Source organism: Herbaspirillum sp. AP02 (genome assembly GCF_015767275.1).
Classification (GTDB): Bacteria; Pseudomonadota; Gammaproteobacteria; order Burkholderiales; family Burkholderiaceae_D; genus Herbaspirillum.
Map to the genome: position 1 here is coordinate 146,077 of NZ_JADWMY010000007.1, position 25,849 is coordinate 171,925.

Sequence of the window (25,849 nt, forward strand, 5' to 3'; positions counted from 1 at the left end):
ACCGGCCGGGGCCATCCTATAATGTGTCCATGAAAATCAAATTTACCAAGATGCATGGCGCCGGCAACGATTTCGTCGTCCTCGACGCCGTCAACCAGGCCATTTCGCTCACCCCCGCCCAATGGCAATTCCTCGCCGATCGTCGTTTCGGCATCGGTGCCGACCAGATGCTGGTGGTGGAAAAGGCAAGCAGCGCCGGCATCGATTTCCGTTATCGCATCTATAACGCCGATGGCGGCGAGGTCGAGCAATGCGGCAACGGCGCCCGTGCCTTCGTGCGCTTCGTCACCGAAAAGGGCCTCACCGACAAGCGCGCCATCCGTGTGGAAACCATGTCCGGCGTGATCGAACCGCGCCTGGAAGAGGACGGCCAGATCACCGTGGACATGGGCGCCCCCATCCTGACCCCGGCCGATGTCCCCTTCGACAGCCATGGCCTGCAGCATCGCAGCGAGGCCGAAGACAATCTGTGGCCGCTGGACGTGGCCGGCAAGACCACCTGGATCTCGGTGGTGTCGATGGGTAATCCGCACGCGGTGCAACGGGTCGATGACAGCGAAGCAGCGCCGGTATTGGTTGACGGTCCGCTGATCGAACATCACCCGCGCTTCCCCAAGCGCGTCAATGCGGGTTTCATGCAGGTAGTCGATCGTCACCGCATCAATCTGCGCGTCTACGAACGCGGTGCCGGTGAGACGCTGGCTTGCGGCACTGGCGCCTGTGCGGCGGTGGTAGCGGGCATCCGGCGCGGCTTGCTGGATTCACCGGTGGCGGTGCAGACCCATGGCGGCGTGCTCAACATTGCCTGGGCTGGCCCGGGCGAGCCGGTAATGATGACCGGGCCGGCCGTGACGGTATTCGAGGGCGAGATCGATTTGCCAGATCCGCTCTGACGCAATCGCAGCCCGCAGCCGAGCTACCAAGGCTGGTACGGCTGCAAGACAGGTGATGCGCCTATGAAAACGGCTTGCTGACGAAATCAGCAAGCCGCTTTTTTTGGAGTTTGCCCGCAGGCAGAAGGCCGGGCGAGTGGGTCAGGCAGCCAGATCCTGCTCTTCCACCTCGTCGTCCTCCTGCACCTGCGGCAACATGCTCTTGAGACGGTACAGCCGCTGACGGTAATTGCCCTCCGGACCGGCGGGACCACAATCCATGTCTTCGAACAGACGTCCGATGCGATTGAGCGTACCGCGCTGCTCACCGGTCTCGACCAGGATCAGGCGCCGCTTGCTGCGCGCATACTGGCTGCGGATGTCCACCATCAGGCAGTGGCCGCAATCAGCCTGCTTCAGGTCGATCAGCAGCGCTTCCGGCCGGGTCAATCCGAACAGCGCCGCCAGCTCGATGCGTGCAGCCAGGAAAGGATGCGCATTGATCTGCTCGCGACTGAGCTGCAGGCGCGCCTGCACCGCCCATTCCGCAGCCATGGGGCGGTCGGCAGCCTTGTCCAGCAGGGCGCGCGCCTGCTGCGCCCCCTGCGCGGCAGCCTTCTGCAACCAGTACAGGGCGCGCACGTCATTGCCGGGATCATCGCGGCGATTGCGCCAGGCGCCCACGCCGCATTCGAGCTGGGCTTCCACATGGCCCATCTCGGCCGCACGCTCCAGGTAATGCTGTACATCGGCCAGATTGCGCTGCGAAAACTCGGGCTTCAGATAGATACGCGACAAAACATACCAGGCCGCTGCCATGCCCTGCTCCCCGGCCAGGGTGAGCCAGCGGATGGCCTTCTTGTAGTTGGCCGAACCCTGTCCGGCGAAGCGCCGCACGCCGGCCTGGTCCAGGCGTCCATACAAGAGACCCAGAGCCAGTTGCGCATCGCGGTCGCAGGCCAGCGCGGCCAGTTCCAGCAACTGCTGGGCGTGCAACAGGTCGGGGCGCTTGTCTGCCATATGCACTTGGGCCAGACGGTGCAGCAACTGGATGTTCTGCGCGCCCAGCGCCGCTGCCAATGCCTCGGAAGGTGCATTGAATTGCGTCACCGTGGCCTCGTGCTGACGCAACAGGGTGTCGACCAGAGGCTGTGCCCGCTGACGGAAGGTCGCAAAGTCGGATTGGTGCCAGGCGGCATCGGCCAGTGCGTGCTGTGCCTGTTCGACGCCGGCGTCAGCGGCCTTTCTGGTCCATTGATGCAGATCCTCGGGCTTGACCACCGGCTCGGCCGCCTGCACTTCGGCGGTAACCGAGGTCGGTGCGGCTACCGCTGCGGACGCCAGCATGCGTTCGCCCTGCCGGGCCAGCAACCACTGCGCGTCCGCATCCCCTTCGTGAGCGACGACCTCAAGGGCGCGGATGGCTTTGCGCCTGATGTCGGCGCCAAGCACGGCGGTGACCGCAGGGTTATCCAGCACCAGGCGCGCAAACACCAGGCCGGCCTGGGTCAGGCCGGCGTCGAATGCGCGTTCGTACCACTGTGCAGCCTCCTGCGGCTTGGCCAGCGGTACCACGACTTCATAAGGAATATGCTGGGCGATCAGCATCCAGGCGTCAGCCAGTCCCTGGCGCGCGGCCCGCTCCAGCCAATGAAAGGCAGTGCCCGCACTTTGCGGCAAACCATTGCCACCAAACAGGTAACGCTTGCCTAGCGTCAATTGCGCCTGTGCCTCTCCAGCACGCGCGGCGCGGATGATTGCAAGATCCTCGCGATTGGCCATCAGACCTCCACGTCCGGTCAGAAAGCCAAAATTATGACCCACAATCGACATTTTTTTAAAAATGACTCGAAAAACTATCAGAATGCATCTTTTTGACAACAAGCATATTGACGAGACGATGCGGATCAAGTTTACGCAATACTTGCCGTTAATCAGTGACAGGCTGAGTACCAAAATTTGCTTGTCATGCATTGACGAGCAGGAAAGCGTTTGAAAAAAACAACACTCATCCAGCACTTTGGGGCTTTCAACCAAAATTCCTCCCTCCACGTGACCAATCTGCGGCCACGCCAAATGAGAACCCTTAATGTCTCACCATCCGACCAGAAGTACGGATCCTCAAGACTATTTTTATAGAAGGATGTCAAATGAAAAAATCTCTGCTGGCACTGGCCGTCCTCGGCGCGTTCGCAGGTGCTGCTCAAGCACAAAGCTCCGTTACTATCTACGGTATCGTTGATACCGGTATCGCATACTCCAGCAAGGTTGCCACCGGCACCGGCACCAACACCGGCTCCAAGTTCGGCCTGAACTCCGGCGTGATCCAAGGTTCCCGTATCGGTTTCAAGGGCGTTGAAGATCTGGGCGGCGGTCTGTCCGCAGTCTTCAACCTGGAAGCCGGCTTCACCAACGACGACGGCGGCCTGCAAGGCTCCGACGCCGTGACCTCCTCCAACCTGTTCCGCCGCAAGTCGGTGGTCGGTCTGGCTGGTGGCTTCGGTACCGTGCTGCTGGGTCGTCAAACCGACTTCTCGGACACCATCTCCGCTTACACCGCTGTTAACGACTTCGGCGGCGTGGTCTCCAACTCGGGTTCGGGCCTGAACCGCCTGCAAGGTGTTCGTACCAACAACTCGATCAGCTACACCACCACCAACCTGAGCGGCTTCACCGGCAACCTGATCTACGGCTTCGGCGAAACCGCTGGCAAGACCTCCGCTGGTCAAGCCTACGGCATCGGTGGTAAGTACGACAACGGTCCTCTGGGTCTGGGTATCAACTACTACCAGTCCAAGGCTGGCACCACCCCGTCGGATACTTCGCTGATCCAAGGCGTGGCTCCTAGCGCCACCGCAACGGCTGCTGCCGTCGCCGCCTACAATGCCGCAGCAGCCGCCAACGCCGCTAACGCAGGCAGCACCGCTCTGAAGGCACTGAACGTCGTGGCTTCCTACCAGTTCGGCCCGGCACGCGTGTACGGTAACTACTCGCGCGTCAAGCAAGATCTGAAGAGCGCCCCGACTTCGGTCGCTGGCCTGACCCTGGCAGGTGCACAGAAGGTTGATACCTATGAACTGGGTACCGCCTACACCCTGTCGCCTTCCCTGAAGCTGCTGGCAGCTGTTGACCATTCCCGTGCGACCTTCAACGGCGTCACCGGCAAGGGCAAGCTGACCCAGATCAGCCTGGGTGCTGACTACTGGCTGTCCAAGCGTACCGACCTGTACGCCTTCGTGTCGAACATGCGCGCAAGCGACATGCAAAACCCGGGCGTGACCGGCGGCGCAACCGGTTCCGATGCCAGCCAAACCGCTGTCATCACCGGTATCCGTCACAAGTTCTAATTCATGGATCTGAAACCGGTATGAACTTACCGGTTTCAACCTGAATTGAGCCTGAGCTGGAACGAAAAAGGCCTGCATGAGCAATCATGCAGGCCTTTTTCTTTTCTTTTTTTTCCTTTTTTTTCCTTTTTCTTATTGCGCTGACATGCTTTGCACACCATTGCAGGCAAGGCCGCCCGGCCGCGCCGGCGATGATTGTCAGCATGTCCGATAGCGAGGATAATCTCGCGATATTTCCGGCACGCCATCTTTTGCCTGCCTCTGGTACCTTACTCACAGACCCTCGACGATGACCTCCGAACTGGACTCCAACCTGATTGCCGACTACCTGCTGGAACATCCTCATTTCTTCGAGGAGCATGCAGAGCTGCTTGCGACCATCAAGTTGACCAGCCCGGTGATGGGCCGTGCTGTCTCGCTGCAGGAGCGACAGATGGAGATCCTGCGCGAGAAGATCCGTGTCCAGGAATTGCGCATGGCCGACCTCATGCGCATCGCCCAGGAAAACGACGAGATCACCAACAAGTTCCAGGCCTGGAGCCGCGCCCTGCTGTTGACGCGCGATGCCGCCGACCTGCCGCGCGCGCTGGTGACCCAATTGCAGGAGATATTCCACGTCCCGCAAGTGACCGTGCGCCTGTGGAACCTGGGCCTGGACCATGCAGACAACTGGGCCACCCAGGAAGTCTCGGACGATGCCCGGATTTTCGCCAACGGTCTGTCGGCCCCCTTCTGCGGTCCCAACAAGGAGTTCGAGGCCGCCACCTGGCTCGATGATGCCGATGCGGTGAAGTCGGTCGCCATCCTGCCGCTGCGCGTGGGCGCCGCGCCGGAAGCCTTCGGCCTGCTGGTGCTGGGCTCGCCAGACCCAAGCCGCTTCAGCTCGGACATGGGTACCGATTTCCTGACCCGTATCGGCGAAACCGGCAGCGCCGCGCTGGCTTGCCTGTTGCGCTGATGCATTGATGCATCGCGTGGCGGAACCACCCCGTTCCGCTCTGCTTGCGCCGCCAATGTGAAGGATGACGCCATGGATGGCACCGCCTCCTCCCTGATCGGCCACTATCTCTCTTTCCTGCGTGCCCAGCGCAAGCTGTCGCCGCATACGCTGGACCACTACGGCCGCGACTTGCAGGAATTGCGCACGCTGCTGGCCCCGGCCGGCGAGGCAGCCTCCACTGCCGACATCGACCTGCGCGGCGTGACCCAGGTGCAGATCCGCAAATGCGCCGCCCGACTGCATGCCCGTGGCCTGAATGCACGCTCGATCTCGCGCAAGCTGTCGGCCTGGCGTGGCTTCTTCGGCTGGTTGTCGATGGACATCGAACTCCCGACCAACCCGGTCGATGGCGTCAAGCCCCCCAAGAAAAGCAAACCCCTGCCCAAGGCGCTGGCCGCCGATGATGCGGTCCGCCTGGTCGCCCAGAGCGATCCGGGGCGTGATCCCGACTCCACCCTGGCAGCCTGCAATCGCGCCATGTTCGAGTTGCTCTATTCGAGTGGATTGCGGGTCTCCGAACTGGTAGGCATCGATGTGGCCGATATCCGTGAAGGCAACCATGAGTCGGCTGGCTGGATCGACCTGACCGAGGCAGAGGTCACCGTTACCGGCAAGGGCGGCAAGAAGCGCAAGGTGCCGGTGGGACGGGCCGCCGTACAGGCCATTGGCGACTGGTTGCCGATGCGGGCCGCCCTGGTGCGGGCCGATGGCGGCGCCGACCGCCACGCGCTGTTTCTCAACGAACGCGGCGCCCGCATGTCACCCCGGGTCACGCAATTGCGCCTGAAGGCGCATGGCAAGGGCCTGGAAATGGCTTCCGACGTGCATCCCCACATGTTGCGTCACTCCTTTGCTTCGCATGTCCTGCAAAGTTCGGGCGACCTGCGTGCGGTACAGGAAATGCTGGGCCATGCCTCCATCACCGCCACCCAGGTCTATACCGCGCTGGACTTCCAGCGCCTGGCCCAGGTCTACGACCAGGCCCACCCGCGCGCGCGCAAGAGCGGCAACAAAGAGTCGAAATAGCCGCCGGCACTTTCCACGCCGGAGTGCTGCGGCCGCATGGGCTAAAATAGGCGACCGGCGCTAGCTGCGCCGCCGTGTTTCTTTGCCAGTACCCTGGCTCCCTGAACGTTCCAGCAGATGCCGACCATGAAAGCCAAAGCCGCCGACCACTCCTCCGCCAGCACCAGCGCCCAAGCCGCGACCGTGACGGCGCTGGCCGAGGCGCAACTGCGCGAGGCCGGTGTACGGGTGACGCAAGCACGCGTCAATGTGCTGGGCGCATTGCTGGAGACCCGCAGTGCTGCCTCGCACCAGGATATCCAGGATCGTTTCGCCGACATGGACCGGGTCACGCTCTACCGCGCCCTCGATTGCCTGACCGAGGCCGGCCTGGCACACAAGATTTCCAGCGACGATCGCATCTTCCGCTACAGCGCCGGCGCCGATCATGCCGAGCACGGCCTGCACGATCACTCCCATGGCAAGCAGCATCAGCATGGTCATTTCAAATGCACCCGGTGCCACCGCGTGTTCTGTCTGGATGCCAGCGATGGCACCGATTTTCTGGCCACCGTCCTGCCCGATGCCGATCGTCATCGCTCCACCGCCGCGCAATTGCAGTCTGCCCTGCGCAAGACACTGGGCAAGGGTTTCCAGAGTCACGAAGTGGAGCTGACCATCAAGGGCTGGTGCGCCGATTGCGCCGACTAAGGCCACCCCGGCAACCCCATCCTCGCCTAGCGCAAGGCTCCCAGCGCCGCCAGCCGGCGCGGCAATTGCCGCACTGAACGAACCTTCACATCAACAAAACCCGGTAAACGGCTCAAGGCGCGCTGTCCCCCCATATGTCCCAGGAGCGCCTGGCTGCCGCGCAGGTACTGGGTCACCCAGGCAGTACGCACGCCAAGTTCACGGGCACTTTTCAGGTTATCCACGGTGTCCTCGACCAGGATGCAGCGCCGCGGCGCGATCTTGTGACGCGCCAGCAGCTTGCGCAACATCAGCCGCGAAGGTTTGGGCCGCAACTGGCGATGCACGTGCATGCTCTCGATGGAAATGTGGTGCGAGAAATGCCGGTGCAGCCCGAGATGCCGCACCAGTTCCCGCGAATAACGGCGGGGAGCATTGGTGAGCAGGATCTTGCGACCCGGCAATTGCTGCAACCAGCGACCGATGCCACGTTCGGCGCGCACCATGCCGGGCAAGTCATCGAAGAGGTGTGCCTCGTGCAGGAACTCGTCGATATCCATGCCGTGATGTCGCACCAGGCCCAGCAGGGTGGCACCGTACAGTTTCCAGTAATGCCGGCGCAGATAGTTCACCGCCGCCTCGTCGCTGGGCTGACCATCAGTCTCCAGCACGCGCTGGATGATGCGGTTCATGTTGGTATTGATCGCCGGGAAGATCGCGTGCGAGGCGTTGTGCAGCGTATTGTCGAGGTCGAACAGCCAGAGCGGTGTAGTATTGGACGCCATAAATCGGACGGGCGCGCCTCACGGCAAGCGGGGACGCACCTTCAGCAAAGAAAGGCCAGCAGTGAACGGATTGATGCAACGGGTGATTATAGTGAGTTTGACCTGGCTGTCCTGCTTTAACTTTACCCTTCCAGCCCACGCGGCCGCCACAGCCAATGCCGCCGGCGCGGTCCCACCCCGCGGGGCGCTATACCAGGTCTCCGATGGTCACCATACCTTGCTGCTGTTCGGCACCATCCACGTCGGCGCCCCCGATTTCTACCCGCTGGAACAGCGCCTGACCCAGGCCCTGGCCGCCGCACCCGTGCTGGCGCTGGAACTGGACCCGGACAATGGCGCCGCGATGCAGAGCGCCGTGCAACGCTATGCCCTTTACCCTGACGGTCAGCGCATCCAGGACCACCTCGATCCCGCACTGGCGCAGCGCACGCTTGCCACGCTGGCGCGTGCTGGCCTGCCGCTCCAGGCCGTGCAGCACATGCGCCCATGGATGCTGGCCATGGCCCTGACGGTGCAAGAATACGGGCACCACGGTTACCGCACCGACCTGGCCGTGGATAGCCATCTGGCGAGCACCGTACGCGCCCACGGTGGCCAGGTGGTCGAACTGGAAAGCGCAGACCGCCAGATGAGCCTCTTCAGCCAGCTCACCGAAGCGGAACAGGCCGAGTTCCTCGCCGATACGCTGCGCGAACTGGATGACGCTGCCTTGAGCCGCAAGCTCGACCTGCTGGTGAACGCCTGGCGCCATGCCGACAGCACCGGCTTCGCCACCGCCCTCGCGGACATGCGACAGGATGACAGCTTCGCCACCCGCTTCACGCTCAAGACCCTGCTGCAGCAACGCAACCCCGGCCTGGCCAATGGCGTGGCCGACCTGCTGCGCCAGCATGACCGGGCCGTGGCGGCGATCGGCATCCTGCACCTGGTGGGACCGGACAGCGTGCCGCACTTGCTGAAGAAAAAGGGATTGCAGGTCAAACAACTCTATTGACCTGCGCCAGACCCTGGCCGCCGGGCATAAAAAATGGATGAGCATGCTCATCCATTTCTTGTCTTGCCACTGCTCGAAAGCGGTATCAGTGCGAGCGGATCATGGTCCCGAAGGCCTGCTCGGTCAGCACTTCCAGCAGCAGCGAGTGTTCGATGCGACCGTCGATGATGTGCACCGTGTTCACACCCGACTTGGCCGCATCCAGGGCCGAGGAAATCTTCGGGAGCATGCCACCCGAAATGGTGCCGTCGGCAAACATCTCGTCGATCTCGCGGGCCGAGAGGTCGGTCAGCAGATTGCCGGCCTTGTCCTGGACGCCGGCAATGTTGGTCATCATGATCAGCTTTTCGGCGTGCAGGATTTCGGCGATCTTGCCGGCTACCACGTCGGCGTTGATGTTATAGGCCTGGCCGTCGTCACCGAAACCGATGGGCGAAATAATGGGGATGAAGGCATCATCCTGCAGCGCCTTGACCACCGCCGGATTGATCGCCTCGATCTCGCCGACGTAGCCGATATCGACGAACTGGCCCGGATGCTCCTTGTCCGGCATCTGCATCTTGCGCGCGCGGATCAGGCCGCCGTCCTTGCCGGTCAGGCCCACTGCCTGGCCGCCATAGTGATTGATCAACATCACGATGTCCTGCTGTACTTCGCCGCCCAGCACCCATTCCACCACTTCCATGGTCTCTTCGTCGGTAATGCGCATGCCCTGCACGAAGGTCCCCTGCTTGCCGATCTTCTTGAGCGCCGCATCGATCTGCGGACCGCCACCGTGAACCACCACCGGGTTCATGCCGACCAGCTTCAACAGGATCACGTCACGGGCGAAGCCGTGCTTGAGGCTTTCCTCGGTCATTGCATTGCCACCGTACTTGACCACGATGGTCTTGCCGTGGAACTTACGGATATACGGCAGCGCCTCGGCCAGGATTTCGGCTTTGATCTGGGGAGCTACGTTGGTCAGGTCGGTGGTCATGGCAATGTCCTGTCGATGCGATGAGGGATGGGTGACGGTAAAGCTTAGGGACGGGATTTTACATGGAAAGCCGCCCGGCTTCGCAGCGCAACATGCGGCGTGTCCGATCCTGACAACGCCGCCGTGTTCAGGCGCTGCAGCCGCGGATTTCCTGGTCCGGGAAAGCGCTCTTGATGTTCTCCAGGGCAGTGCGCGCTTCCGGGCTCAGGTCACGCAACTGGAACACCTGCTTGCCAGCCCCGGAGCGGCGGGCAATGATGCGGGCGCTGCGCACCCCGCGCGAGATCAACTGGCCGACATAGGCCTTGGCCGCGTCCTCGGTGCGGAAGATGCCCAGCGAAACGCCATAGCGCAATGCCGGATTGGGGAAACTGTCAGGAATGACGTAGAAGTCCCCGATACCCAGGCGACGCAGCTCGGCAATGCGCCGGTCGGCGCCGTCGCGGCCATCCTGCGGCGGAATATAGACCATGTGGCTGGTGACGTCCTGGGTCAGTTTCTGGACCACCTTGTCACCCAGGTTGAGGCTGGCCAGCTGGGCCGAGAAGCGACGGGCGTCGTTGGCCGTGAAATTGCCGACCTCGGTACAGGAGGGGGGGACGGCAGCGACCTGGGTGGCCGCCGTGGCTGGCGCCGCCGGCGTCGGCTGTGCGGCGGAGGCCGCAGCATCAGCTGCACTGGCGCCCGCGGGCGCAGTAGCGGCGGGCGGGGATTCCGCACCGGCGGGTGCGCTAGCGGCCGGCTGCGCACGCAGCTGGGACGCCAGCTTTTCGCTATTGGCCGGCAGCACGCTCAACAGCTCGGGATGCAATTGCTCGGCCAGGCGCTGTGGCTCGTGCCGTTCGGTGGCGCTGGCACCGAAATAGCCACGCGTCAAACCGAACAGGACCACGTTACCGACCAGCAATAGCCAAAAAAGCAGTTTCAGCTTCATCCGTGCCTTGTCTTTCCTTGCCTTTGTTGATTTGCCTGACGCGATGGACTGGCTTCAGCGCCCATGGTTCATGGCCGTCTGCAGGCCAAGCAGGACCAGATTATCCACTTTTTCCAGGGGCGTAGCGCCCAGGTTCAGATAAGGCGCCAGCAGCCTTCCGGCTCCTCCGGCCAGCAGACAGCGCAACTTCGCCTGCGGCCGCGCCAGTCGCCGTTGCATCAGCGCATGTTCAATGGCCCCGACCTGGGCAGCGATGCAACCGGAAACAATGGCATCCACCGTATTGTCCGCAAACACCTGCTCCGGCGGCGCCGCGCCATCGATGCGCGGCAGTTGCGCGGTGTTCAGCGCCAGCGAAGTGGCCATGGTGCCGAAACCGGGCAGGATCATGCCGCCCTCGAAGACGCCGGCAGCGCTGAGTACGTCAATGGTGGTGGCCGTGCCACAGGTGGCGACCAGCAATTCCTCGTCCGGGAACAAGGCACGCGCACCGATGGCAGCAGCGAAGCGGTCGCAGCCGAGTTGGCCAGGATGACGATAGCCGTTACGCACACCGGCGCGCTCTGCAGTGGAGGCAAACCATTCGACAATGACACGTGGTCCGAACGCCTCCTGCAGGACAGCCTGAAGGCTTGCCCGCAATGCCGGACCCGCCACGTTGGACACGCACACCTGCATTCCCGCCGCCGGTGCCACCACTGCGGACCAGGCCTGCAACAGCGTGGCCACCTCGGCGCGCTCGACTGCGCCCTGTTGCAGCCAGCCGCCTGGCAAGGCGCTATCCGGACCAGACAAGGCCCATTTGATGCGGGTATTGCCGGCATCGACCAGCAGCATCATCCGTCCTGCAGCCGCAACGACAGGTCACCGGCCAGCACCGCGACCTGGCCCTGCTCGGTATCCATCAGGAAGCGGCCCATCATGTCCACGCCGACGGCGGTCCCTTCATGGACCACGCGGCCATGATCGACAATCTTGACGGCCTGTCCGGCGTAGGCGTGGAAGGCTTCCCACCGTTTGACGAAGGCCCCGAAGCCGCGTTGTTCGAATTCCTCCAGCACACTGGCCAGGGCGCTGGCGATGATGGCCAGCACCGTCTCCCGGGGCGCCTTCTGCAACTCGGAAGCCGCACCAATCGGGCGCTGCAGTTCATCGGCCAGGCCGGCCGGCACGACCAGATTGATGCCGATGCCGATCACCGCCCAGGTGGCGTCGCCACGACCACCATCGGAGGCGGTCTCGATGAGGATGCCGGCCAGCTTGGCGCCATCGCGCAGCACGTCATTGGGCCATTTCAGTTGCGGTCGCACACCGAAGACTTCCAGCGCCTCGGCCAGTGCCACGCCGATGGCCAGTGGCAGGCCCAGCAAAGCGTGCATCGGGCGCTGCAGCCGCCAGGCCAGAGAGAAGGTCAGCGAATCCTCGGGCACGGCGCGCCACGGCCGGCCGGCCCGACCACGACCGGCGCTCTGGCGGTCTGCCACCAGCAGCAGCGGGCGCTGCAGGCTGCTCAGGCGCTGCATCAGGTCGACGTTGGTGGAACCGGTCAGGGCCACCGCCTCGACATCGATGCGTTGCTGGCCTTCGCTGTCGGAGCCGGCCAACAGCATGCCGATGCGCTCGGGGCGCACCAGCGGTGCCGATTCGAATTCGGCAGGCATGGGAAAAGTCAAAGTCATAGCGCACATTGTACCGGCAGACAGTGCCGGCGCGGCGGGCCGGCCCGGTGGACGCCGAAATCGGTTACCCTCTGCCGCATGCCAGCCCCGTCCGATCCTGCCGCCAACCGCGCCTGCGCTCCTGCTGCCTCCGCTGCTGCGCCGGCCGCGTCTTCCTTTGCGCGGGTCAGCCTGCTGGTCTATACGTTGCTGATCATCTATGCCAGCTGGTATCCGTTTACCGGCTGGCGCGACATGGGCATCAAACCCTTCGATTACCTGGGCGCGCGGCTGCCCTATTACTGGACCGCCTTCGACGTCTGGACCAATGTCGCCGGCTATGCGCCACTGGGCGCCCTGCTGGTGCTGGCGATGTATCCGCGTCTGCGCCCCTGGTGGGCCATATGGCCCGCCATGCTGGGCGGGGTCCTGCTGTCGGCCTGCATGGAGGCGGTGCAGACCTACCTGCCGACCCGCGTGCCGTCCAACCTTGACCTCTTGACCAACTCCGCCGGTGCCGCCCTGGGCGCCGTGCTGGGTGCGCTCTGCAGTCGCTATTTCCTGCACGAGAGCCGCTTCCTGCTGGTGCGGCGGCGCTGGTTCTCGGGTGAAGCCAGCCGGGGACTGGCGGTGGCGGGCCTGTGGCCGCTGGCGCTGATCTATCCGCAGAACCACCTGTTCGGCCTGGGCCATCTGGTGCCACCGTTGTCGGCCTTCTTTTCAGACCTGCTGGACACCCCCATCGACCTGGCCACCAGCTGGCTCAACAGCGCCCAGCTCAGCGCCGAGCAATACTGGCTGGCCGACGTCATCGTCACCGCCTGCGGCCTGACCGGCGCGGCCTTGCTGTTCCTGCTGCTGCTGCGCCGGCAGGCACCACGGCGACGACTGGTGGCGCTGTACCTGCTGGCCTGCATCGCTGCCAAGTCGCTGGCCTGCGCGCTGTTCTTCGCGCCGCAGAATGCCTTCATCTGGATTTCGCCCAGCGCCGTGGGCGGGATCATGCTGGGTACCCTGATGATTGCCGGCCTGACCTGGGCGCCACCCACGGCACAGCGACGCATCGCCGCACTGGCGCTGATCCTGAGCCTGGTGGTGACCAATGCCGTACCGGCCAACCCCTACTACCTCTCCACGCTGGAGACCTGGGTACAGGGCAAGTTCCTCAACTTCGACGGCGCCGCCCAGTTCCTGTCGGTGCTGTGGCCGTTCCTGGCGATCTGGTTCCTGTTCCACCCGGTGCACCGCAGGCAAGTCTGAGCGGGGTGTATCATTGACGCTTTGCCGGCCCAGGCCGGCAGCGTCGCCACTGTCCACAGGTCTTTATCCCATGAGCGATCAACCCTATTACGAACACCACGTCTTCTTCTGCCTGAACCAGCGCAAGCCCGGCGAGCGCACCTGCTGTGCCGACAAGGGCGCCCAGGCAGCCCAGGAACATGCCAAGAAACGCATCAAGCAACTGGGCCTGTCGGCCCCCGGCAAAGTACGCATCAACAAGGCCGGCTGCCTGGAGCGCTGCGAAGAAGGCCCGGTGGTGGTGATCTACCCGCAGGGCACCTGGTACACCTACGTCGACAACGAAGACATCGACGAGATCATCGACAGCCACATCGTCGGTGGCAAGGTGGTCGACCGCCTCAAGATCTAGCAGCACGCTCCATCACAGTTTTCAGCAAGCCATGAACGCACATACCCAGAATTTCATGATCGCAGGCGCCGTCGGCCAGCTCGAATGCGCACTCGACCTGCCCGATCCCGAACTCTTCGCCGCCCCGGTCGGCCTGGCCCTGGTGGCCCACCCCCACCCGCTCTATGGCGGGACCATGGACAACAAGGTCGCGCAAACCCTGGCCCGCACCTTCCTGGCCCTGGGCTATGTGGCGGTGCGCATGAATTTCCGTGGCGTGGGCAAGTCCGAAGGCGTGCATGACCATGGTGCCGGCGAGACCGACGACATGGCCCTGCTGCTGCAACACATGCGCAGCCAGTATCCGGACCTGCCGCTGGCGCTGGGTGGATTCTCCTTTGGTACCTTCGTCCAGGCACAACTGCAGCAACGCCTGCTGCAACAGGATGCTGCCTCGGCCGCTGAGCGCCTGGTGCTGGTCGGCACCGCCGCCGGCAAGTGGCCCATGCCGCCCGCTCCGGCCAACACCATCCTGATCCACGGCGAGCAGGACGACACCATTCCCCTCTCCGCCGTGCTGGACTGGGCGCGCCCGCAGGAACTGCCGGTGGTGGTGATTCCGGGATCGGATCACTTTTTTCACCGCAAGCTGCAACATATCAAGAACGTCGTGGTCGAAAGCTGGCATCGCCGCCCGGCGCAGCTTCAGGCCTGAGCGTTTTCACCGACGGCCCGAAGGCATGGCGGCGCTGTGAAGCACAGGGCGCCATGCCGGTTTCGCGAGGGGATTTTCGGGGTGAAGATCCATTCAATTGGGAACGAAGCCACATGACGTTTATAATTCAGTGGGTGCAGCCGGCCCGGTCTCTTCGACGCCTACGCCACGCTGCCACCTCACACTGAGCCTGCTCTGCCTTACTCTCTTTTCAAACCAACAGCTACGATGTTCCCCCGTGCTGGCAATTTTTCTTAGGCACCGATGAAAAAGCTTCTCGCGGCGCTCGCCGCAACCGTCCTTTCCGTTTCCGCCCTTACCGCTTCCGCCCAGAGTCTGCCGCCGCCTACCGTGGCTGCCAAGAGCTGGCTGCTGCTGGATGCCTCGGCCAACCAGGTGATCGCCTCTGCCGATCCGGACACCCGCGTGGAGCCGGCTTCGCTGACCAAGCTGATGACCGCCTACCTGGCCTTTGCCGCCCTGCGCGACAAGCGCCTGAGCCTGGAACAGGAAGTCAACGTCTCCGTCAACGCCTGGAAGGTCGATCCGAGCAGCTCCAAGATGTTCATCGAGCCCAACAAGCCGGTTTCCATCGACAACCTGCTGTATGGCCTGATCTCGGTCTCCGGCAATGACGCCGCCGTGGCCGTGGCCGAAGCGGTCTCCGGCACCGAAGACGCCTTCGTGCAGCTGATGAACCGCGAAGCCCAGCGCCAGGGCCTGACCAATACCCACTTCAGCAACCCGCACGGCCTGCCCAGCGCGGACACCTATACCACCGCGCGTGACCTGGCGATCCTGTGCCGCAACCTGATCAACGACTTCCCCGACTATTACAAGCGCTACTACTCGGTCAAGAAGTTCACCTACAACAACATCACCCAGCCCAACCGCAACCGCCTGCTGTGGCTGGACCCGACGGTGGACGGCATGAAGACCGGTCACACCTCCAGCGCCGGCTATTCGCTGATCACCTCGGCCCATCGCCCGGTGCCCAACGGCGAGCGCCGCCTGATCTCGGTGGTGATCGGTACCGTCTCCGACCAGGTCCGTACGCAGGAAAGCCAGAAGCTGCTGAACTGGGGCTTCCAGAACTTCGACGCCGTCAAGCTGTACGCCAAGGGCCAGCCGGTCGATACGCCTGACGTATGGAAGGGTTCGCAGGGCAAGATCAAGGTCGGCTTCAAGAACGATGTCTACATCACCATCCCCAAGGGCAGCGCCGACAAGGTCAAGACCAAGCTGGATCGCAACGATCCGCTGATTGCCCCGATCTCGGAAAACGCCAAGGTCGGTACCCTGAAGGTGACCATCGATGACAAGACCGTGGCCGAACTGCCGGTGGTGGCACTGGAATCGGTGGGTCCGGCCGGCTTCATCGGCCGCGCCTGGGATTCGCTGCGCCTGATGTTCAAGTAAGCAGGTCTTCCGGCCGCTTCGGCATCCAGCAAAACGCCATCGAGCAATCGATGGCGTTTTTTTATGCCACCTGGGTAGGCATGCGATGCGTGAAATGCGTGAGATGCCGATTCCGATGCAGGCATCCCACAAACAAAAACGCCACCGGCGTCAAACCGGTGGCGTTTTGTTCAGGACTGCGATGAGGCTCAGGCAGCCACGGCTTCCTTGGCCACCGCCGGTGCGACGTCGTCGGCCGAAGAGCGGATCAAGTGATCGAAGGCCGACAGGGCTGCGGTAGCGCCAGCACCCACGGCGATGACGATCTGCTTGAACGGCACGGTGGTCACGTCACCCGCTGCAAACACCCCGGGAATCGAAGTCTGGCCACGGGCATCAATCTCGATCTCGCCGTGCTTGGACAGCGCCAGCGTTCCCTTCAGCCATTCGGTATTGGGCACCAGACCGATCTGGACGAACACGCCTTCCAGTTCCACGTGCTTGACCTCGCCGGTGTCACGCTCCTTGTAGCTGATGCCGTTGACGCGCTGGCCGTCGCCGGTGATCTCGGTAGTCTGCGCCGAGGTCACGATGGTGACATTGGGCAGGCTCTTCAACTTGCGCACCAGCACCGCATCGGCCTTCAGTTCAGCAGCGAACTCGATCAGGGTCACATGGGCGACGATACCGGCCAGGTCGATGGCCGCTTCCACGCCGGAATTGCCACCGCCGATCACCGACACGCGCTTGCCCTTGAACAGCGGACCATCGCAGTGCGGGCAATAGGCGACGCCCTTGTTCTTGTATTCCTGCTCGCCTGGCACGTTCACATTGCGCCAGCGGGCGCCGGTGGACAGGATCACGGTCTTGCCCCTCAACACGCCGCCATTGGCCAGCTTCACTTCGATCAGCTTGTCGCCCGGCACCAGGGCCTCGGCGCGCTGCACGTTCATGATGTCGACGTCATAGGCCTTGACGTGCTGTTCCAGCGCGGTGGCGAATTGCGGACCTTCGGTTTCCTTCACCGAGATGAAGTTTTCGATCGCCAGCGTATCGAGCACCTGGCCGCCGAAACGCTCGGCCACCACGCCGGTGCGGATACCCTTGCGGGCGGCGTAGATTGCAGCAGCTGCACCAGCAGGACCACCGCCGACGATGAGCACGTCGTAGGCTTCCTTGGCACTCAATTCCTCACCCTTGCGGGCGGCGGCGCCGGTGTCCAGACGGGCGAGGATTTCTTCCACTCCGGTACGGCCCTGGCCGAACACTTCACCGTTCATGTACACGGTCGGCACGGCCATGATCTGGCGTTGCTCGACTTCACCCTGGAACAGCGCGCCATCGATGGTCACCGAGCGGATGCGCGGGTTGATGATGGACATCACGTTCAGGGCCTGCACGACTTCCGGGCAGTTCTGGCAAGTCAGCGAGACATAGGTCTCGAAGCTGTAGTCGCCATCCAGGTTCTTGATCTGCTCGATGACCTTGTCGTCGAGCTTGATCGGGTGCCCGCCCACTTGCAGCAGGGCCAGTACCAGGGAGGTAAATTCGTGGCCCATCGGGATCGCGGCGAATTCGACGCTGATATTGGTCCCGGGGCGGTTCAGTGTGAACGACGGGGTACGTGCGTCCTTGCTGGTGCCGCGATGTTCGACCAGGTTGATACGGTCGGACAGCAGCACGATTTCTTGCAGGAGTTCCTGCATCTCACGGGACTTGGCGCCATCATCGAGCGACGCGACGATCTCGATCGGGTGGCTGACCTTTTCCAGATAGGCCTTCAATTGGGTCTTGAGATTGGCATCAAGCATGATGATTACTTCCTAGTTGGGAGATTCGAGTCTTCTGGAGCACGGCTTAGCCCTTGTGGGGATCCGCCGCTGGCCCAAACGGGCCGCTCCAGACAGGTACTACAGGATAATTTCTAGCTGAATTTAATTGCCGAGTGGGCGTAGCGAGCGGCCCGAGGTCTGCGAGAGAAGCGCAACCGTACTTCAGTACGGTGAGCATCGCAGCGCAGAGATCGGGCCGCGCAGTAGCCCAATCGGTAATTAAATCTTGCCGACCAGATCCAGGGACGGCTTCAGGGTAGCAGCGCCTTCTTCCCACTTGGCGGGGCAGACTTCACCCGGGTGCGAGGCGACGTATTGAGCAGCCTTGACCTTGCGCAGCAGTTCCGAAGCGTCACGGCCGATGCCGTTGTCATGCACTTCCATGACCTTGATTTCGCCTTCCGGATTGATCACGAAGGTGCCGCGCAGTGCCAGGCCTTCTTCTTCGATCAACACTTCGAAGTTGCGTGCCAGGGTCGCGGTCGGGTCACCCACCAGCGGGTACTGGACCTTCTTGATGGCGTCGGAGGTGTCGTGCCATGCCTTGTGGGCGAAGTGGGTGTCGGTGGACACGCCATAGACTTCAACGCCCAGCTTCTTGAATTCAGCGTAGTTGTCGGCCAGATCTTCCAGTTCGGTCGGGCACACGAAGGTGAAGTCCGCCGGGTAGAACACGAACACGGACCACTTGCCCTTCAGGGTGGCTTCGGTGATGTCGACGAACTTGCCATCGTGGTAAGCAGTTGCCTTGAACGGTTTGATAGTGGTGTTGATCAGGGACATGTCGATTTCCTTTTAAGGGGGGGTTGAGTGAAGCGATGGGATGAATAGTAGAACGCCAAGCAAAATAGATCAATTTTATTTAATCAATACTTTTGATTGGATTTAACTATCAATCTTGAAGGTGAAGCTATCGGCGCAGTCAGCAACCGGCAAACTGCCCGGCCACCGGCATTACATGGCGGCATGGCCTGCGGATGCAAGCGCGGCGCTGACCAACATCCGCCAACATCCGATATCAATCGCTTAAGATGGAGCACTTTCGACGCCCCGCGCATGCGTGAATCGGGGACAGCGAAAGTGGGAGCAATGTTACTGCAAGCATGCCGTTCTTGTGCAGCCGCACAAGCCGACCAATCCTGACACCCTGCCCGAGATGAGTGATTCCCGACCGCAAGCCGGCCACCGCGCCGATTTCCCGCATCTTCACCCGATCCAGACGCGCTGGATGGATAACGACGTCTATGGTCACGTCAACAATGTCGTCTACTACAGCTGGTTCGATACCGCCGTAAACCACTACCTGGTGCAACAGGGGGTACTGGATATCGAACGCGGGGAAGTCATCGGACTGGTCATCGAGACCCATTGCAACTATTTCGCGTCGGTCGCCTTCCCGGATGCAATCGAGGTCGGCGTGCGGGTGGCGCACATGGGACGCAGCAGCGTGCGCTACGAACTGGGCATCTTCAAGGCCGGGGAAGAGCTGACCGCCGCACGAGGCCATTTCGTACACGTCTATGTAGACCGCGCTACCCGTCGGCCGGTGGAATTGCCGGCCACGCTGCGCCATGCGCTGGCCGGGCTGATCCGCGGCTGATCTGCGGCTGATCCGCAAAAGAAAACGCCTGCCGCATCACTGCGGCAGGCGCTTCCCGTCTTCTCCGTGCCGGTCAGCTTAGGCTGCCAGCTTCTTCTCCAGCTTGTCCTTTACGCCTTGCAGTTCGCTGGGCAGCTTGTGCTTGAGCTTGTCGAACAGTTCCGCATGCAGCTCCAGTTCCTTGACCCAGGCGGCCTTGTCGATGGAGGTGATGGTCGTGAACTGCTCGGCGCTGAAGTCCAGGCCATCCCATTGCAGATCGGCGAAGCGCGGGGTGACACCGAACAGGTGCTCGACACCACCGGTCTTGACACCTTGCGGGTCCTCGATGCGCTCCAGCATCCACTTCAGCACGCGCATGTTGTCACCAAAGCCCGGCCAGACGAACTTGCCATCGGCATCGGTGCGGAACCAGTTGACGCAGTAGATCTTGGGCAACTCGGCCGGGGAGGCGGCGATCTTCTTGCCGATGTCCAGCCAGTGCTGGAAGTATTCGCTCATGTTGTAGCCGGCGAAAGGCAGCATGGCGAACGGGTCGCGACGCACCACACCTTGCTGGCCAACAGCGGCGGCGGTGGTTTCCGAACCCATGGTGGCGGCCATGTAGACGCCTTCCACCCAGTTGCGGGCTTCGGTCACCAGCGGCACGGTGGTGGAGCGACGACCACCGAAGATGAAGGCCGAGATCGGCACGCCGGCCGGATCATCCCAGGCCGGGTCGATCACCGGGTTCTGGGTGGCGGCGACCGTGAAGCGGGCGTTCGGGTGGGCCGCCTTGCGGCCGGTTTCCTTGCCGATTTCCGGTGTCCAGTCCTTGCCCTGCCAGTCGATCAGGTGGGCCGGGGCTTCCTTGCTCATGCCTTCCCACCAGACATCGCCGTCATCGGTCAGCGCGACGTTGGTGAAGATGGTGTTGGACGCCACCGAGGCCATGCAGTTGTAGTTGCTCTTCTCGTTGGTGCCAGGGGCCACGCCGAAGTAACCGGCTTCGGGGTTGATCGCATACAGGCGACCATCGGCACCGGGCTTGATCCAGGCGATGTCGTCACCGATGGTGCTGACCTTCCAGCCACCGAAGGCCTTGGGCGGGATCAGCATGGCGAAGTTGGTCTTGCCGCAGGCCGAGGGGAAGGCCGCTGCGACGTAATGCTTCTTGCCCTCCGGCGACTCCACGCCCAGGATCAGCATGTGCTCGGCCAGCCAGCCCTGGGCACGACCCATGGTGGAGGCGATGCGCAGCGCGAAGCACTTCTTGCCCAGCAGGGCGTTGCCACCGTAGCCGGAGCCGAAGGACCAGATTTCGCGGGTTTCCGGGTAGTGCACGATGTACTTGGTGGCGTTGCAGGGCCAGGCCACGTCCTTCTGGCCGGCGGCCAGCGGTGCACCCACGCTGTGCACGCAAGGCACGAACTCGCCATCGCTGCCCAGCACGTCGTACACAGCCTTGCCCATGCGGGTCATGATGCGCATGTTCACCGCCACATAGGGCGAATCCGACAGTTCCACGCCGATATGCGCGATGGGCGAACCCAGCGGGCCCATCGAGAACGGCACCACGTACAGGGTGCGACCGGCCATGCAGCCGTCGAACAGGCCGTTCAGGGTCTGGCGCATCTCGGCCGGGTCGGTCCAGTTGTTGGTCGGGCCGGCGTCTTCCTTGTTCTTGGAGCAGATGAAGGTGCGATCTTCCACGCGCGCCACGTCCGACGGGTCGGAGCAGGCCAGGTAGCTGTTGGGACGCTTTTCGGCGTTCAACTTCTTCATGGTGCCGGCGGCGACCATTTCGCCGCACAGGCGGTCGTATTCTTCCTGGGAGCCATCGCACCAGTAAATGCGAGCTGGCTTGGTCAGCGCGGCGATTTCGGCGACCCAGTTGATCAGTTTCTGATGTTTGACGTAGGCGGGGGCGTTCACTGCGGGAATGCCTGCCATGAGGGGTTGGTTCATATGCTACCTCCAATGCCACTAAGTTGATGAATTCGGTTGGCACGGCAGGATCGACGTTTCCAGGCCGATGGGATATTCACATCAGGCCGCGATACGGCGGTCTTGTCGATGGCGACCGCCTCGCCGAGGCCGGCCACCTTGCCCGTCGCCGTGGATGGCGGCGGGTTTTGCTCACTCTTCGACAGTCAAGAGTGCAGGAAAGTGGCAGCGATTGTACCCCGATCAAAAAGAATTTACGCAAATTTGTAGCGGAAAATACCCGACTTATGTAGTAGGTAATTACAAATCAAAAAATTTCTGTTTTTTCATTACTGTGACGCATAACATCGATTTCGTTAAAAACCGCGTGAAGACTGGATTTGCGAGGGATTGCGGGCGATTTGTCATTCATGATGTGAATATCTCTCGGAGAAATTCGACGAAAACTTTCACCTTGGCGGTTTCGCGACGCGTGGGCTGGTAGAGCGCAACGATATCGGGACCAGGCGCCTGCCACGCCGGCAGGACCGGCAGCAGACTGCCCTCCTGCAAGGCCGGTGCAAGGGTCACCGACATCTGCTGGATGATGCCGCAACCAGCCTGGGCGGCCGCCACCATCGATTCCACGTGGTCCATCGTTACCAGGCCCCGGGGAATATGCGAGCTTTCCTTACCCTCATGACTGAAGCGCCAGGGCCGGACCATACGCGTACGCGGATTGAGAAAGCCCAGGCAGGCAAACTGGTCCAGCGCCTCGGGTGTCTCCGGCCAGCCATATTGCTGCAGGAAGGCCGGCGCGGCGCAACACAGGTAGCAGGTGCCGGCCAGCTTGCGCGCCACCAGCCCCGAGTCCCCAAGGGCGCCGATGCGCACCAGCACGTCCACGCCCTCTTCCACCATGTCGACCATGCGATCGCTCACGGTGATGCGCAGTTCCAGCTCCGGATACTGGCGCAGGAAGCGCGGCAGCGCGGGGGCGACATAGCGGCGGCTGATGACGCTGGGCAGGTCGACCCGCAGCACACCGGCCGGGCGGGTGTCGGAGGCGCGCAGGCCGGCCTCCAGCTCGCCCATGTCCGCCAGCAGTCGCAGCGCCTGCTGGTGGCAGTGCCGGCCTTCTTCTGTCAGCGACATGCTGCGCGTGGTGCGATTGAGCAGCCGCACCTTGAAATGCGCTTCCAGGGCGGCGACGTGGGTGGTCACCGAGGAGGTCGACATCGACAGTTTCTCGGCCGCCCGACTGAACGCGCCGACCTCGACCACGGTACAGAACACCTTGAGCATGTCCAGCCTGTCCATCTTTTTCTCCCCGATTTGGTTGTCGTCATCCGTTGGCGAGATTCTAGGCTATGGCAGCGCGGCAATTATCCGCAAACCCGCAATTCTGACTTCGGTCGCGCCCGGTTTTTCCGCTGGTCCGGGCTGCCTAGACTGCGTGCATCGACCTCACCGCCACCTGGCGCATGGCGATATCCCCCCGTCCACCCAGTCTCAAGGAAGCCATCATGACCCACGCCATCCCTGCCACCATGCAAGCCGCCGTCCTCACCCGCTTCGGCGCACCACTCGACATCACCGACATCGAAACGCCCAGCCTGCGCCCCGGCCAGGTGCTGGTGCGCATCGCTGCCAGCGGCGTCAATCCCCTCGATACCAAGATCCAGGCCGGCAATGCCGCCCACGCCCAGACCCGCCTGCCGGCCATCCTCGGCATGGACATGGCCGGCGTGGTCGAAGCGGTGGCGTCCGGTGAAACGCGCTTTTCTCCCGGCGACGAAGTCTTCGGCATGAGCGGCGGCATCGGTGGCGTCCCCGGTTCGCTGGCGCAGTTCGCCGCCTTCGATGCCGATCTGCTGGCCCACAAGCCCCGCACGGCATCCATGCGCGAAGCCGCCGCCCTGCCACTGATCTTCATCACCGCCTGGGAAGGCCTGGTCGACCGCGCCCACGTGCAGCCGGGGCAGAAGGTATTGATCCACGGCGGTGCCGGTGGCGTGGGCCACATGGCCGTGCAGATCGCCGTCGCCCTGGGTGCCGAGGTCTATGCCACCGGCAGCGCCGACCAGAAGACCGTGATCGAGAGCCTGGGCGCCACTGCCATCGACTACCGCGCCCAGGAGGTGGAGCAGTATGTGCAGCAGTACACCGACGGCGAGGGCTTCGATGTCATCTACGACACCGTCGGCGGCGCCACCTTGGATGCCTCGTTCGCCGCCGCCCGGCGTTATCTCGGCCATGTCGTCAGCTGCCTGGGCTGGGGCGTGCACAAGCTGGCGCCGCTGTCGTTCCGGGCGGCCAGCTATTCGGGCGTCTTCACCCTGCTGCCGCTGCTGACCGGCCAGGAGCGGGCCCGCCACGGCCGGATCATGGCCGAGGCCGCGCGCATGGTCGATGCCGGGCAGCTACGTGTGCTCACCGATACCCATCGCTTTACGCTGGAGCAGGTCAACCAGGCCCACGCGCGGGTCAGCGAAGGTCAGGCTCGGGGCAAGGTGGTCATCGATATCCCCCGCTAGGGTCAGGTCGTGCCGAATCCTGGCAATCGCTTTATGATGGACGCCCACGCCGGCCACCCACCTGGCCGGCGCAGCCCCGCAAGACTGCCACGGAGACCCCCATGAAGATCGCCATCCTCGACGACTACCAGGATGTAGTGCGCCACCTTGATTGCTTCAGCCTGCTCGACGGCCACGACGTCAAGGTGTTCACCAATACCATACGCGGCACCGGCCAGTTGGTGGCGCGCCTGTCGTCCTTCGACGCCGTGGTGCTGATCCGTGAACGCACCGCCCTGACCCGACCGGTGCTGGAAAAGCTGCCCCTGCTCAAGCTGATTTCCCAGACCGGCAAGGTCAGCGGCCATGTCGATGTGACCGCCGCCACCGAACGCGGCATCGCCATCGTCGAAGGCGTTGGTGATCCGACCGCGCCGGCCGAACTGACCTGGGCGTTGATCATGGCGGCCATGCGCCGCGTACCGCAGTACTGCAGCGCGCTGCGCGCCGGCGCCTGGCAACAGGTCTCGCCCACCCCCCACCTGAACCTGCTGGGCAGCGCCCTCAAGGGCCGCACGCTGGGTATCTGGGGCTACGGCAAGATCGGTCGCATGGTGGCCGGCTATGGTCGCGCCTTCGGCATGCAGGTACTGGTCTGGGGACGTGAGGCCAGCCGCGAACAGGCGCTCAAGGATGGCTACCAGGCCGCGGCCAGCAAGGAAGCCTTCTTCGCCCAGGCCGATGTGTTGAGCCTGCACCTGCGCCTGAACGATGCCACCCGCGGCATCGTCACGGCGGCCGACCTGGCGCTGATGAAGCCGACGGCCTGCTTCGTCAACACCAGCCGCGCCGAGCTGGTCGAGCCCCACGCGCTGGAAGCCGCACTGGCGACAGGGCGCCCCGGCCTGGCCGGACTCGATGTCTTCGAGCGCGAACCCTTGCCGGTGGACTCCCCCCTGCTGAAAATGGATAACGTGGTGGCGACCCCGCACCTGGGGTATGTGGAAAAGGACGGCTATGAGCTCTACTTCCGCGCCGCCTTCCAGAACATCGTGAACTACGCCGCCGGTACGCCCGCGAACGTACTCAATCCTGAGGCTCTGGGGTGATGCGATGGATGGTGCGCACCGGCGGCTGATACGCCGACTGCGGCATCGGGCCGCCTGACTTCCACAGATGCTGCCATCCCGGCGGCCATGGCAGCGGTGGCCCGGCATACTCGGGGACATTGCGCCGCACCGGGATTACCGGCAGGTGCTCCGGCATGCTGCCGTTGTCGTGCCACCCCAGGCTAAATGCATAATCCGGCAACAAGGTGGCGCATACCCGCTCGAACCAGTTGGCATGTTCTTCATCCTCGCCCAGCGCACGTGCCAGCCCGTGCGGATCGAATTGCGCCAACAGCCGCGCCAGCTCCTGCGACGAAGCCGAGGGGCCATCGCCCCAACCCAGCACCGGATTGAAGTTGTAATCGGCGCCTGAGCCATACCAGCCCTCGCGCCATGGCCGCTCGATCCAGTTGCGCGGGCCGCTGAACAGGTGCCAGCGCCAATGCAGCCCGGACGGCTTGGGCCAACTGTAAAGGTAAAGCCGCTGATAGCCGGCGCGATGCAGTTCGCGCACCATCTCCATGAGCCGGACATGCGGCATGCGGTCCGGCGGAGTGCGACGGAACAGGATGGGCGTGCCATCGGCATGCTGCACTTCGTCGGAGGACAGGTTCAGATCCAGCGTACGCACTTCACTGCCGAAGCGCGCAGAAATCCAGCCCGTCAACAGGTTGACGAGCACGATCACGCCATAGCCGCGATGGCGGTGGAAGATGACGGTGCCGGGTGCCAAAGGTTTCATATCCAGTCCATTATAGATGTCATTACAAAATCGCATTGGCAGCCAGGCCGCGGCGCATCCGCCACGGTCGTGCCAGACAGGGAAACCGCCGCGGCTGCGTGTAAGATAGCGGCTGGCCCGCGCCGGAACTGCCGTTCC

25 protein-coding genes are annotated in these 25,849 nt (G+C 63.1%); 13 read left to right on the forward strand and 12 right to left on the reverse strand.

The genetic code is table 11. The features are described from left to right. Window positions 1-29: 29 nt before the first annotated feature. Window positions 30-893, forward strand: a complete 864-nt coding sequence (gene dapF, locus I5R65_RS15505; RefSeq protein ID WP_180668509.1) for a diaminopimelate epimerase — start codon at window positions 30-32, stop codon at window positions 891-893. 141 nt (window positions 894-1,034) lie between these two features. On the opposite strand, the gene I5R65_RS15510 is transcribed toward dapF, so the two are convergent. Further along, the gene (locus tag I5R65_RS15510; protein ID WP_180668510.1) at window positions 1,035-2,654 is read right to left on the reverse strand and encodes an SEL1-like repeat protein; all 1,620 of its coding nucleotides are present in this window, start codon (window positions 2,652-2,654) and stop codon (window positions 1,035-1,037) included. Window positions 2,655-3,022: 368 nt separating this feature from the next. Between I5R65_RS15510 and I5R65_RS15515 the strand changes: the two genes are divergently transcribed. Next, window positions 3,023-4,219: a porin gene (locus I5R65_RS15515; RefSeq protein WP_180668511.1), complete on the forward strand. Its 1,197-nt coding sequence runs from the start codon at window positions 3,023-3,025 to the stop codon at window positions 4,217-4,219. 1 nt (window position 4,220) lies between these two features. Here I5R65_RS15515 and I5R65_RS15520 read toward each other — a convergent pair whose 3' ends face one another. Further along, entirely contained in the window at window positions 4,221-4,424 is a 204-nt protein-coding gene (locus I5R65_RS15520) for a hypothetical protein (protein WP_180668512.1), read from the reverse strand. 84 nt (window positions 4,425-4,508) lie between these two features. Here I5R65_RS15520 and I5R65_RS15525 point away from each other — a divergent pair, with 84 nt between their 5' ends. From I5R65_RS15525 to I5R65_RS15535, 3 genes are all read left to right on the forward strand, one after another. Further along, window positions 4,509-5,177, forward strand: a complete 669-nt coding sequence (locus I5R65_RS15525) for a DUF484 family protein (RefSeq protein ID WP_180668513.1) — start codon at window positions 4,509-4,511, stop codon at window positions 5,175-5,177. A 72-nt stretch (window positions 5,178-5,249) separates the two neighbouring features. Beyond that, window positions 5,250-6,245, forward strand: coding sequence for a tyrosine recombinase XerC (locus I5R65_RS15530; RefSeq protein WP_180668514.1), 996 nt, complete (start codon window positions 5,250-5,252; stop codon window positions 6,243-6,245). 117 nt (window positions 6,246-6,362) lie between these two features. Further along, the gene (locus I5R65_RS15535) at window positions 6,363-6,935 is read left to right on the forward strand and encodes a Fur family transcriptional regulator (RefSeq protein ID WP_180668515.1); all 573 of its coding nucleotides are present in this window, start codon (window positions 6,363-6,365) and stop codon (window positions 6,933-6,935) included. 26 nt (window positions 6,936-6,961) lie between these two features. Here the strand turns inward: I5R65_RS15535 and I5R65_RS15540 are convergent, their stop codons facing one another. Further along, entirely contained in the window at window positions 6,962-7,699 is a 738-nt protein-coding gene (locus tag I5R65_RS15540; RefSeq protein WP_180668516.1) for an HAD-IA family hydrolase, read from the reverse strand. Between the two features lie 73 nt (window positions 7,700-7,772). Between I5R65_RS15540 and I5R65_RS15545 the strand changes: the two genes are divergently transcribed. Next, complete coding sequence (locus I5R65_RS15545; RefSeq protein ID WP_180668633.1) at window positions 7,773-8,693, forward strand: TraB/GumN family protein; 921 nt, start codon at window positions 7,773-7,775, stop codon at window positions 8,691-8,693. A gap of 85 nt (window positions 8,694-8,778) precedes the next feature. Here the strand turns inward: I5R65_RS15545 and argB are convergent, their stop codons facing one another. The 4 genes from argB to I5R65_RS15565 form a co-directional block, all read right to left on the reverse strand. Continuing rightward, window positions 8,779-9,672, reverse strand: a complete 894-nt coding sequence (argB, locus tag I5R65_RS15550; protein WP_180668517.1) for an acetylglutamate kinase — start codon at window positions 9,670-9,672, stop codon at window positions 8,779-8,781. Between the two features lie 127 nt (window positions 9,673-9,799). Then, window positions 9,800-10,606 carry a hypothetical protein gene (locus tag I5R65_RS15555; RefSeq protein WP_180668518.1) on the reverse strand — a complete coding sequence of 269 codons (807 nt, stop codon included), beginning with the start codon at window positions 10,604-10,606 and terminating at the stop codon, window positions 9,800-9,802. 54 nt (window positions 10,607-10,660) lie between these two features. Continuing rightward, entirely contained in the window at window positions 10,661-11,446 is a 786-nt protein-coding gene (locus tag I5R65_RS15560) for a type III pantothenate kinase (RefSeq protein ID WP_180668519.1), read from the reverse strand. Next, window positions 11,443-12,267: a biotin--[acetyl-CoA-carboxylase] ligase gene (locus I5R65_RS15565; RefSeq protein ID WP_231395189.1), complete on the reverse strand. Its 825-nt coding sequence runs from the start codon at window positions 12,265-12,267 to the stop codon at window positions 11,443-11,445. The genes I5R65_RS15560 and I5R65_RS15565 overlap by 4 nt, the downstream gene beginning before the upstream one ends. A 96-nt stretch (window positions 12,268-12,363) precedes the next feature. Here I5R65_RS15565 and I5R65_RS15570 point away from each other — a divergent pair, with 96 nt between their 5' ends. The 4 genes from I5R65_RS15570 to I5R65_RS15585 all read left to right on the forward strand — a co-directional run bounded on the left by I5R65_RS15570 (window position 12,364) and on the right by I5R65_RS15585 (window position 16,028). After that, window positions 12,364-13,524 carry a VanZ family protein gene (locus tag I5R65_RS15570; protein ID WP_180668521.1) on the forward strand — a complete coding sequence of 387 codons (1,161 nt, stop codon included), beginning with the start codon at window positions 12,364-12,366 and terminating at the stop codon, window positions 13,522-13,524. A gap of 70 nt (window positions 13,525-13,594) precedes the next feature. Continuing rightward, on the forward strand, window positions 13,595-13,915 hold the full coding sequence (locus tag I5R65_RS15575) for a ferredoxin (protein WP_006461409.1): 321 nt from the start codon (window positions 13,595-13,597) through the stop codon (window positions 13,913-13,915). A 31-nt stretch (window positions 13,916-13,946) separates the two neighbouring features. After that, entirely contained in the window at window positions 13,947-14,609 is a 663-nt protein-coding gene (locus I5R65_RS15580; RefSeq protein ID WP_180668522.1) for an alpha/beta hydrolase, read from the forward strand. 264 nt (window positions 14,610-14,873) lie between these two features. Then, on the forward strand, window positions 14,874-16,028 hold the full coding sequence (locus I5R65_RS15585; RefSeq protein WP_180668523.1) for a D-alanyl-D-alanine carboxypeptidase family protein: 1,155 nt from the start codon (window positions 14,874-14,876) through the stop codon (window positions 16,026-16,028). Between the two features lie 188 nt (window positions 16,029-16,216). Here I5R65_RS15585 and ahpF read toward each other — a convergent pair whose 3' ends face one another. Next, window positions 16,217-17,818 (reverse strand): alkyl hydroperoxide reductase subunit F, encoded by a 1,602-nt coding sequence (ahpF, locus tag I5R65_RS15590; protein WP_180668524.1) that lies wholly within the window; start codon window positions 17,816-17,818, stop codon window positions 16,217-16,219. A 240-nt stretch (window positions 17,819-18,058) separates the two neighbouring features. Continuing rightward, window positions 18,059-18,622: an alkyl hydroperoxide reductase subunit C gene (ahpC, locus tag I5R65_RS15595; protein ID WP_006461404.1), complete on the reverse strand. Its 564-nt coding sequence runs from the start codon at window positions 18,620-18,622 to the stop codon at window positions 18,059-18,061. 373 nt (window positions 18,623-18,995) lie between these two features. On the opposite strand from ahpC, the gene I5R65_RS15600 reads away from it, so the two are divergent. Beyond that, on the forward strand, window positions 18,996-19,439 hold the full coding sequence (locus I5R65_RS15600; protein ID WP_180668525.1) for a thioesterase family protein: 444 nt from the start codon (window positions 18,996-18,998) through the stop codon (window positions 19,437-19,439). A gap of 78 nt (window positions 19,440-19,517) precedes the next feature. Here the strand turns inward: I5R65_RS15600 and I5R65_RS15605 are convergent, their stop codons facing one another. Further along, the gene (locus tag I5R65_RS15605; protein WP_180668526.1) at window positions 19,518-21,386 is read right to left on the reverse strand and encodes a phosphoenolpyruvate carboxykinase (GTP); all 1,869 of its coding nucleotides are present in this window, start codon (window positions 21,384-21,386) and stop codon (window positions 19,518-19,520) included. Between the two features lie 387 nt (window positions 21,387-21,773). Beyond that, on the reverse strand, window positions 21,774-22,664 hold the full coding sequence (locus tag I5R65_RS15610) for a LysR family transcriptional regulator (protein ID WP_180668527.1): 891 nt from the start codon (window positions 22,662-22,664) through the stop codon (window positions 21,774-21,776). A gap of 206 nt (window positions 22,665-22,870) precedes the next feature. Here I5R65_RS15610 and I5R65_RS15615 point away from each other — a divergent pair, with 206 nt between their 5' ends. Both I5R65_RS15615 and I5R65_RS15620 read left to right on the forward strand, forming a co-directional pair. Then, complete coding sequence (locus I5R65_RS15615; protein WP_180668528.1) at window positions 22,871-23,881, forward strand: zinc-dependent alcohol dehydrogenase family protein; 1,011 nt, start codon at window positions 22,871-22,873, stop codon at window positions 23,879-23,881. A gap of 101 nt (window positions 23,882-23,982) precedes the next feature. Continuing rightward, window positions 23,983-24,969, forward strand: coding sequence for a D-2-hydroxyacid dehydrogenase family protein (locus I5R65_RS15620; RefSeq protein ID WP_180668529.1), 987 nt, complete (start codon window positions 23,983-23,985; stop codon window positions 24,967-24,969). Here I5R65_RS15620 and I5R65_RS15625 read toward each other — a convergent pair. Further along, window positions 24,947-25,711: an L-asparaginase gene (locus I5R65_RS15625; RefSeq protein ID WP_180668530.1), complete on the reverse strand. Its 765-nt coding sequence runs from the start codon at window positions 25,709-25,711 to the stop codon at window positions 24,947-24,949. The genes I5R65_RS15620 and I5R65_RS15625 overlap by 23 nt on opposite strands. Window positions 25,712-25,849: the final 138 nt, after the last annotated feature.

Coding starts and splice junctions, on each gene's coding strand:
- I5R65_RS15605 (WP_180668526.1), bottom strand. CDS start 21,386: ATGAACCAACCCCTCATGGCAGGCATTCCCGCAGTGAACGCCCCCGCC.
- ahpC (WP_006461404.1), bottom strand. CDS start 18,622: ATGTCCCTGATCAACACCACTATCAAACCGTTCAAGGCAACTGCTTAC.
- I5R65_RS15585 (WP_180668523.1), top strand. CDS start 14,874: ATGAAAAAGCTTCTCGCGGCGCTCGCCGCAACCGTCCTTTCCGTTTCC.
- I5R65_RS15575 (WP_006461409.1), top strand. CDS start 13,595: ATGAGCGATCAACCCTATTACGAACACCACGTCTTCTTCTGCCTGAAC.
- I5R65_RS15565 (WP_231395189.1), bottom strand. CDS start 12,267: ATGCCTGCCGAATTCGAATCGGCACCGCTGGTGCGCCCCGAGCGCATC.
- ahpF (WP_180668524.1), bottom strand. CDS start 17,818: ATGCTTGATGCCAATCTCAAGACCCAATTGAAGGCCTATCTGGAAAAG.
- argB (WP_180668517.1), bottom strand. CDS start 9,672: ATGACCACCGACCTGACCAACGTAGCTCCCCAGATCAAAGCCGAAATC.
- I5R65_RS15580 (WP_180668522.1), top strand. CDS start 13,947: ATGAACGCACATACCCAGAATTTCATGATCGCAGGCGCCGTCGGCCAG.
- I5R65_RS15535 (WP_180668515.1), top strand. CDS start 6,363: ATGCCGACCATGAAAGCCAAAGCCGCCGACCACTCCTCCGCCAGCACC.
- I5R65_RS15600 (WP_180668525.1), top strand. CDS start 18,996: ATGAGTGATTCCCGACCGCAAGCCGGCCACCGCGCCGATTTCCCGCAT.
- I5R65_RS15530 (WP_180668514.1), top strand. CDS start 5,250: ATGGATGGCACCGCCTCCTCCCTGATCGGCCACTATCTCTCTTTCCTG.
- I5R65_RS15545 (WP_180668633.1), top strand. CDS start 7,773: ATGCAACGGGTGATTATAGTGAGTTTGACCTGGCTGTCCTGCTTTAAC.
- I5R65_RS15520 (WP_180668512.1), bottom strand. CDS start 4,424: ATGCTGACAATCATCGCCGGCGCGGCCGGGCGGCCTTGCCTGCAATGG.
- I5R65_RS15525 (WP_180668513.1), top strand. CDS start 4,509: ATGACCTCCGAACTGGACTCCAACCTGATTGCCGACTACCTGCTGGAA.
- I5R65_RS15555 (WP_180668518.1), bottom strand. CDS start 10,606: ATGAAGCTGAAACTGCTTTTTTGGCTATTGCTGGTCGGTAACGTGGTC.
- I5R65_RS15625 (WP_180668530.1), bottom strand. CDS start 25,711: ATGAAACCTTTGGCACCCGGCACCGTCATCTTCCACCGCCATCGCGGC.
- I5R65_RS15540 (WP_180668516.1), bottom strand. CDS start 7,699: ATGGCGTCCAATACTACACCGCTCTGGCTGTTCGACCTCGACAATACG.
- I5R65_RS15510 (WP_180668510.1), bottom strand. CDS start 2,654: ATGGCCAATCGCGAGGATCTTGCAATCATCCGCGCCGCGCGTGCTGGA.
- I5R65_RS15570 (WP_180668521.1), top strand. CDS start 12,364: ATGCCAGCCCCGTCCGATCCTGCCGCCAACCGCGCCTGCGCTCCTGCT.
- I5R65_RS15615 (WP_180668528.1), top strand. CDS start 22,871: ATGACCCACGCCATCCCTGCCACCATGCAAGCCGCCGTCCTCACCCGC.
- I5R65_RS15515 (WP_180668511.1), top strand. CDS start 3,023: ATGAAAAAATCTCTGCTGGCACTGGCCGTCCTCGGCGCGTTCGCAGGT.
- I5R65_RS15560 (WP_180668519.1), bottom strand. CDS start 11,446: ATGATGCTGCTGGTCGATGCCGGCAATACCCGCATCAAATGGGCCTTG.
- I5R65_RS15620 (WP_180668529.1), top strand. CDS start 23,983: ATGAAGATCGCCATCCTCGACGACTACCAGGATGTAGTGCGCCACCTT.
- dapF (WP_180668509.1), top strand. CDS start 30: ATGAAAATCAAATTTACCAAGATGCATGGCGCCGGCAACGATTTCGTC.
- I5R65_RS15610 (WP_180668527.1), bottom strand. CDS start 22,664: ATGGACAGGCTGGACATGCTCAAGGTGTTCTGTACCGTGGTCGAGGTC.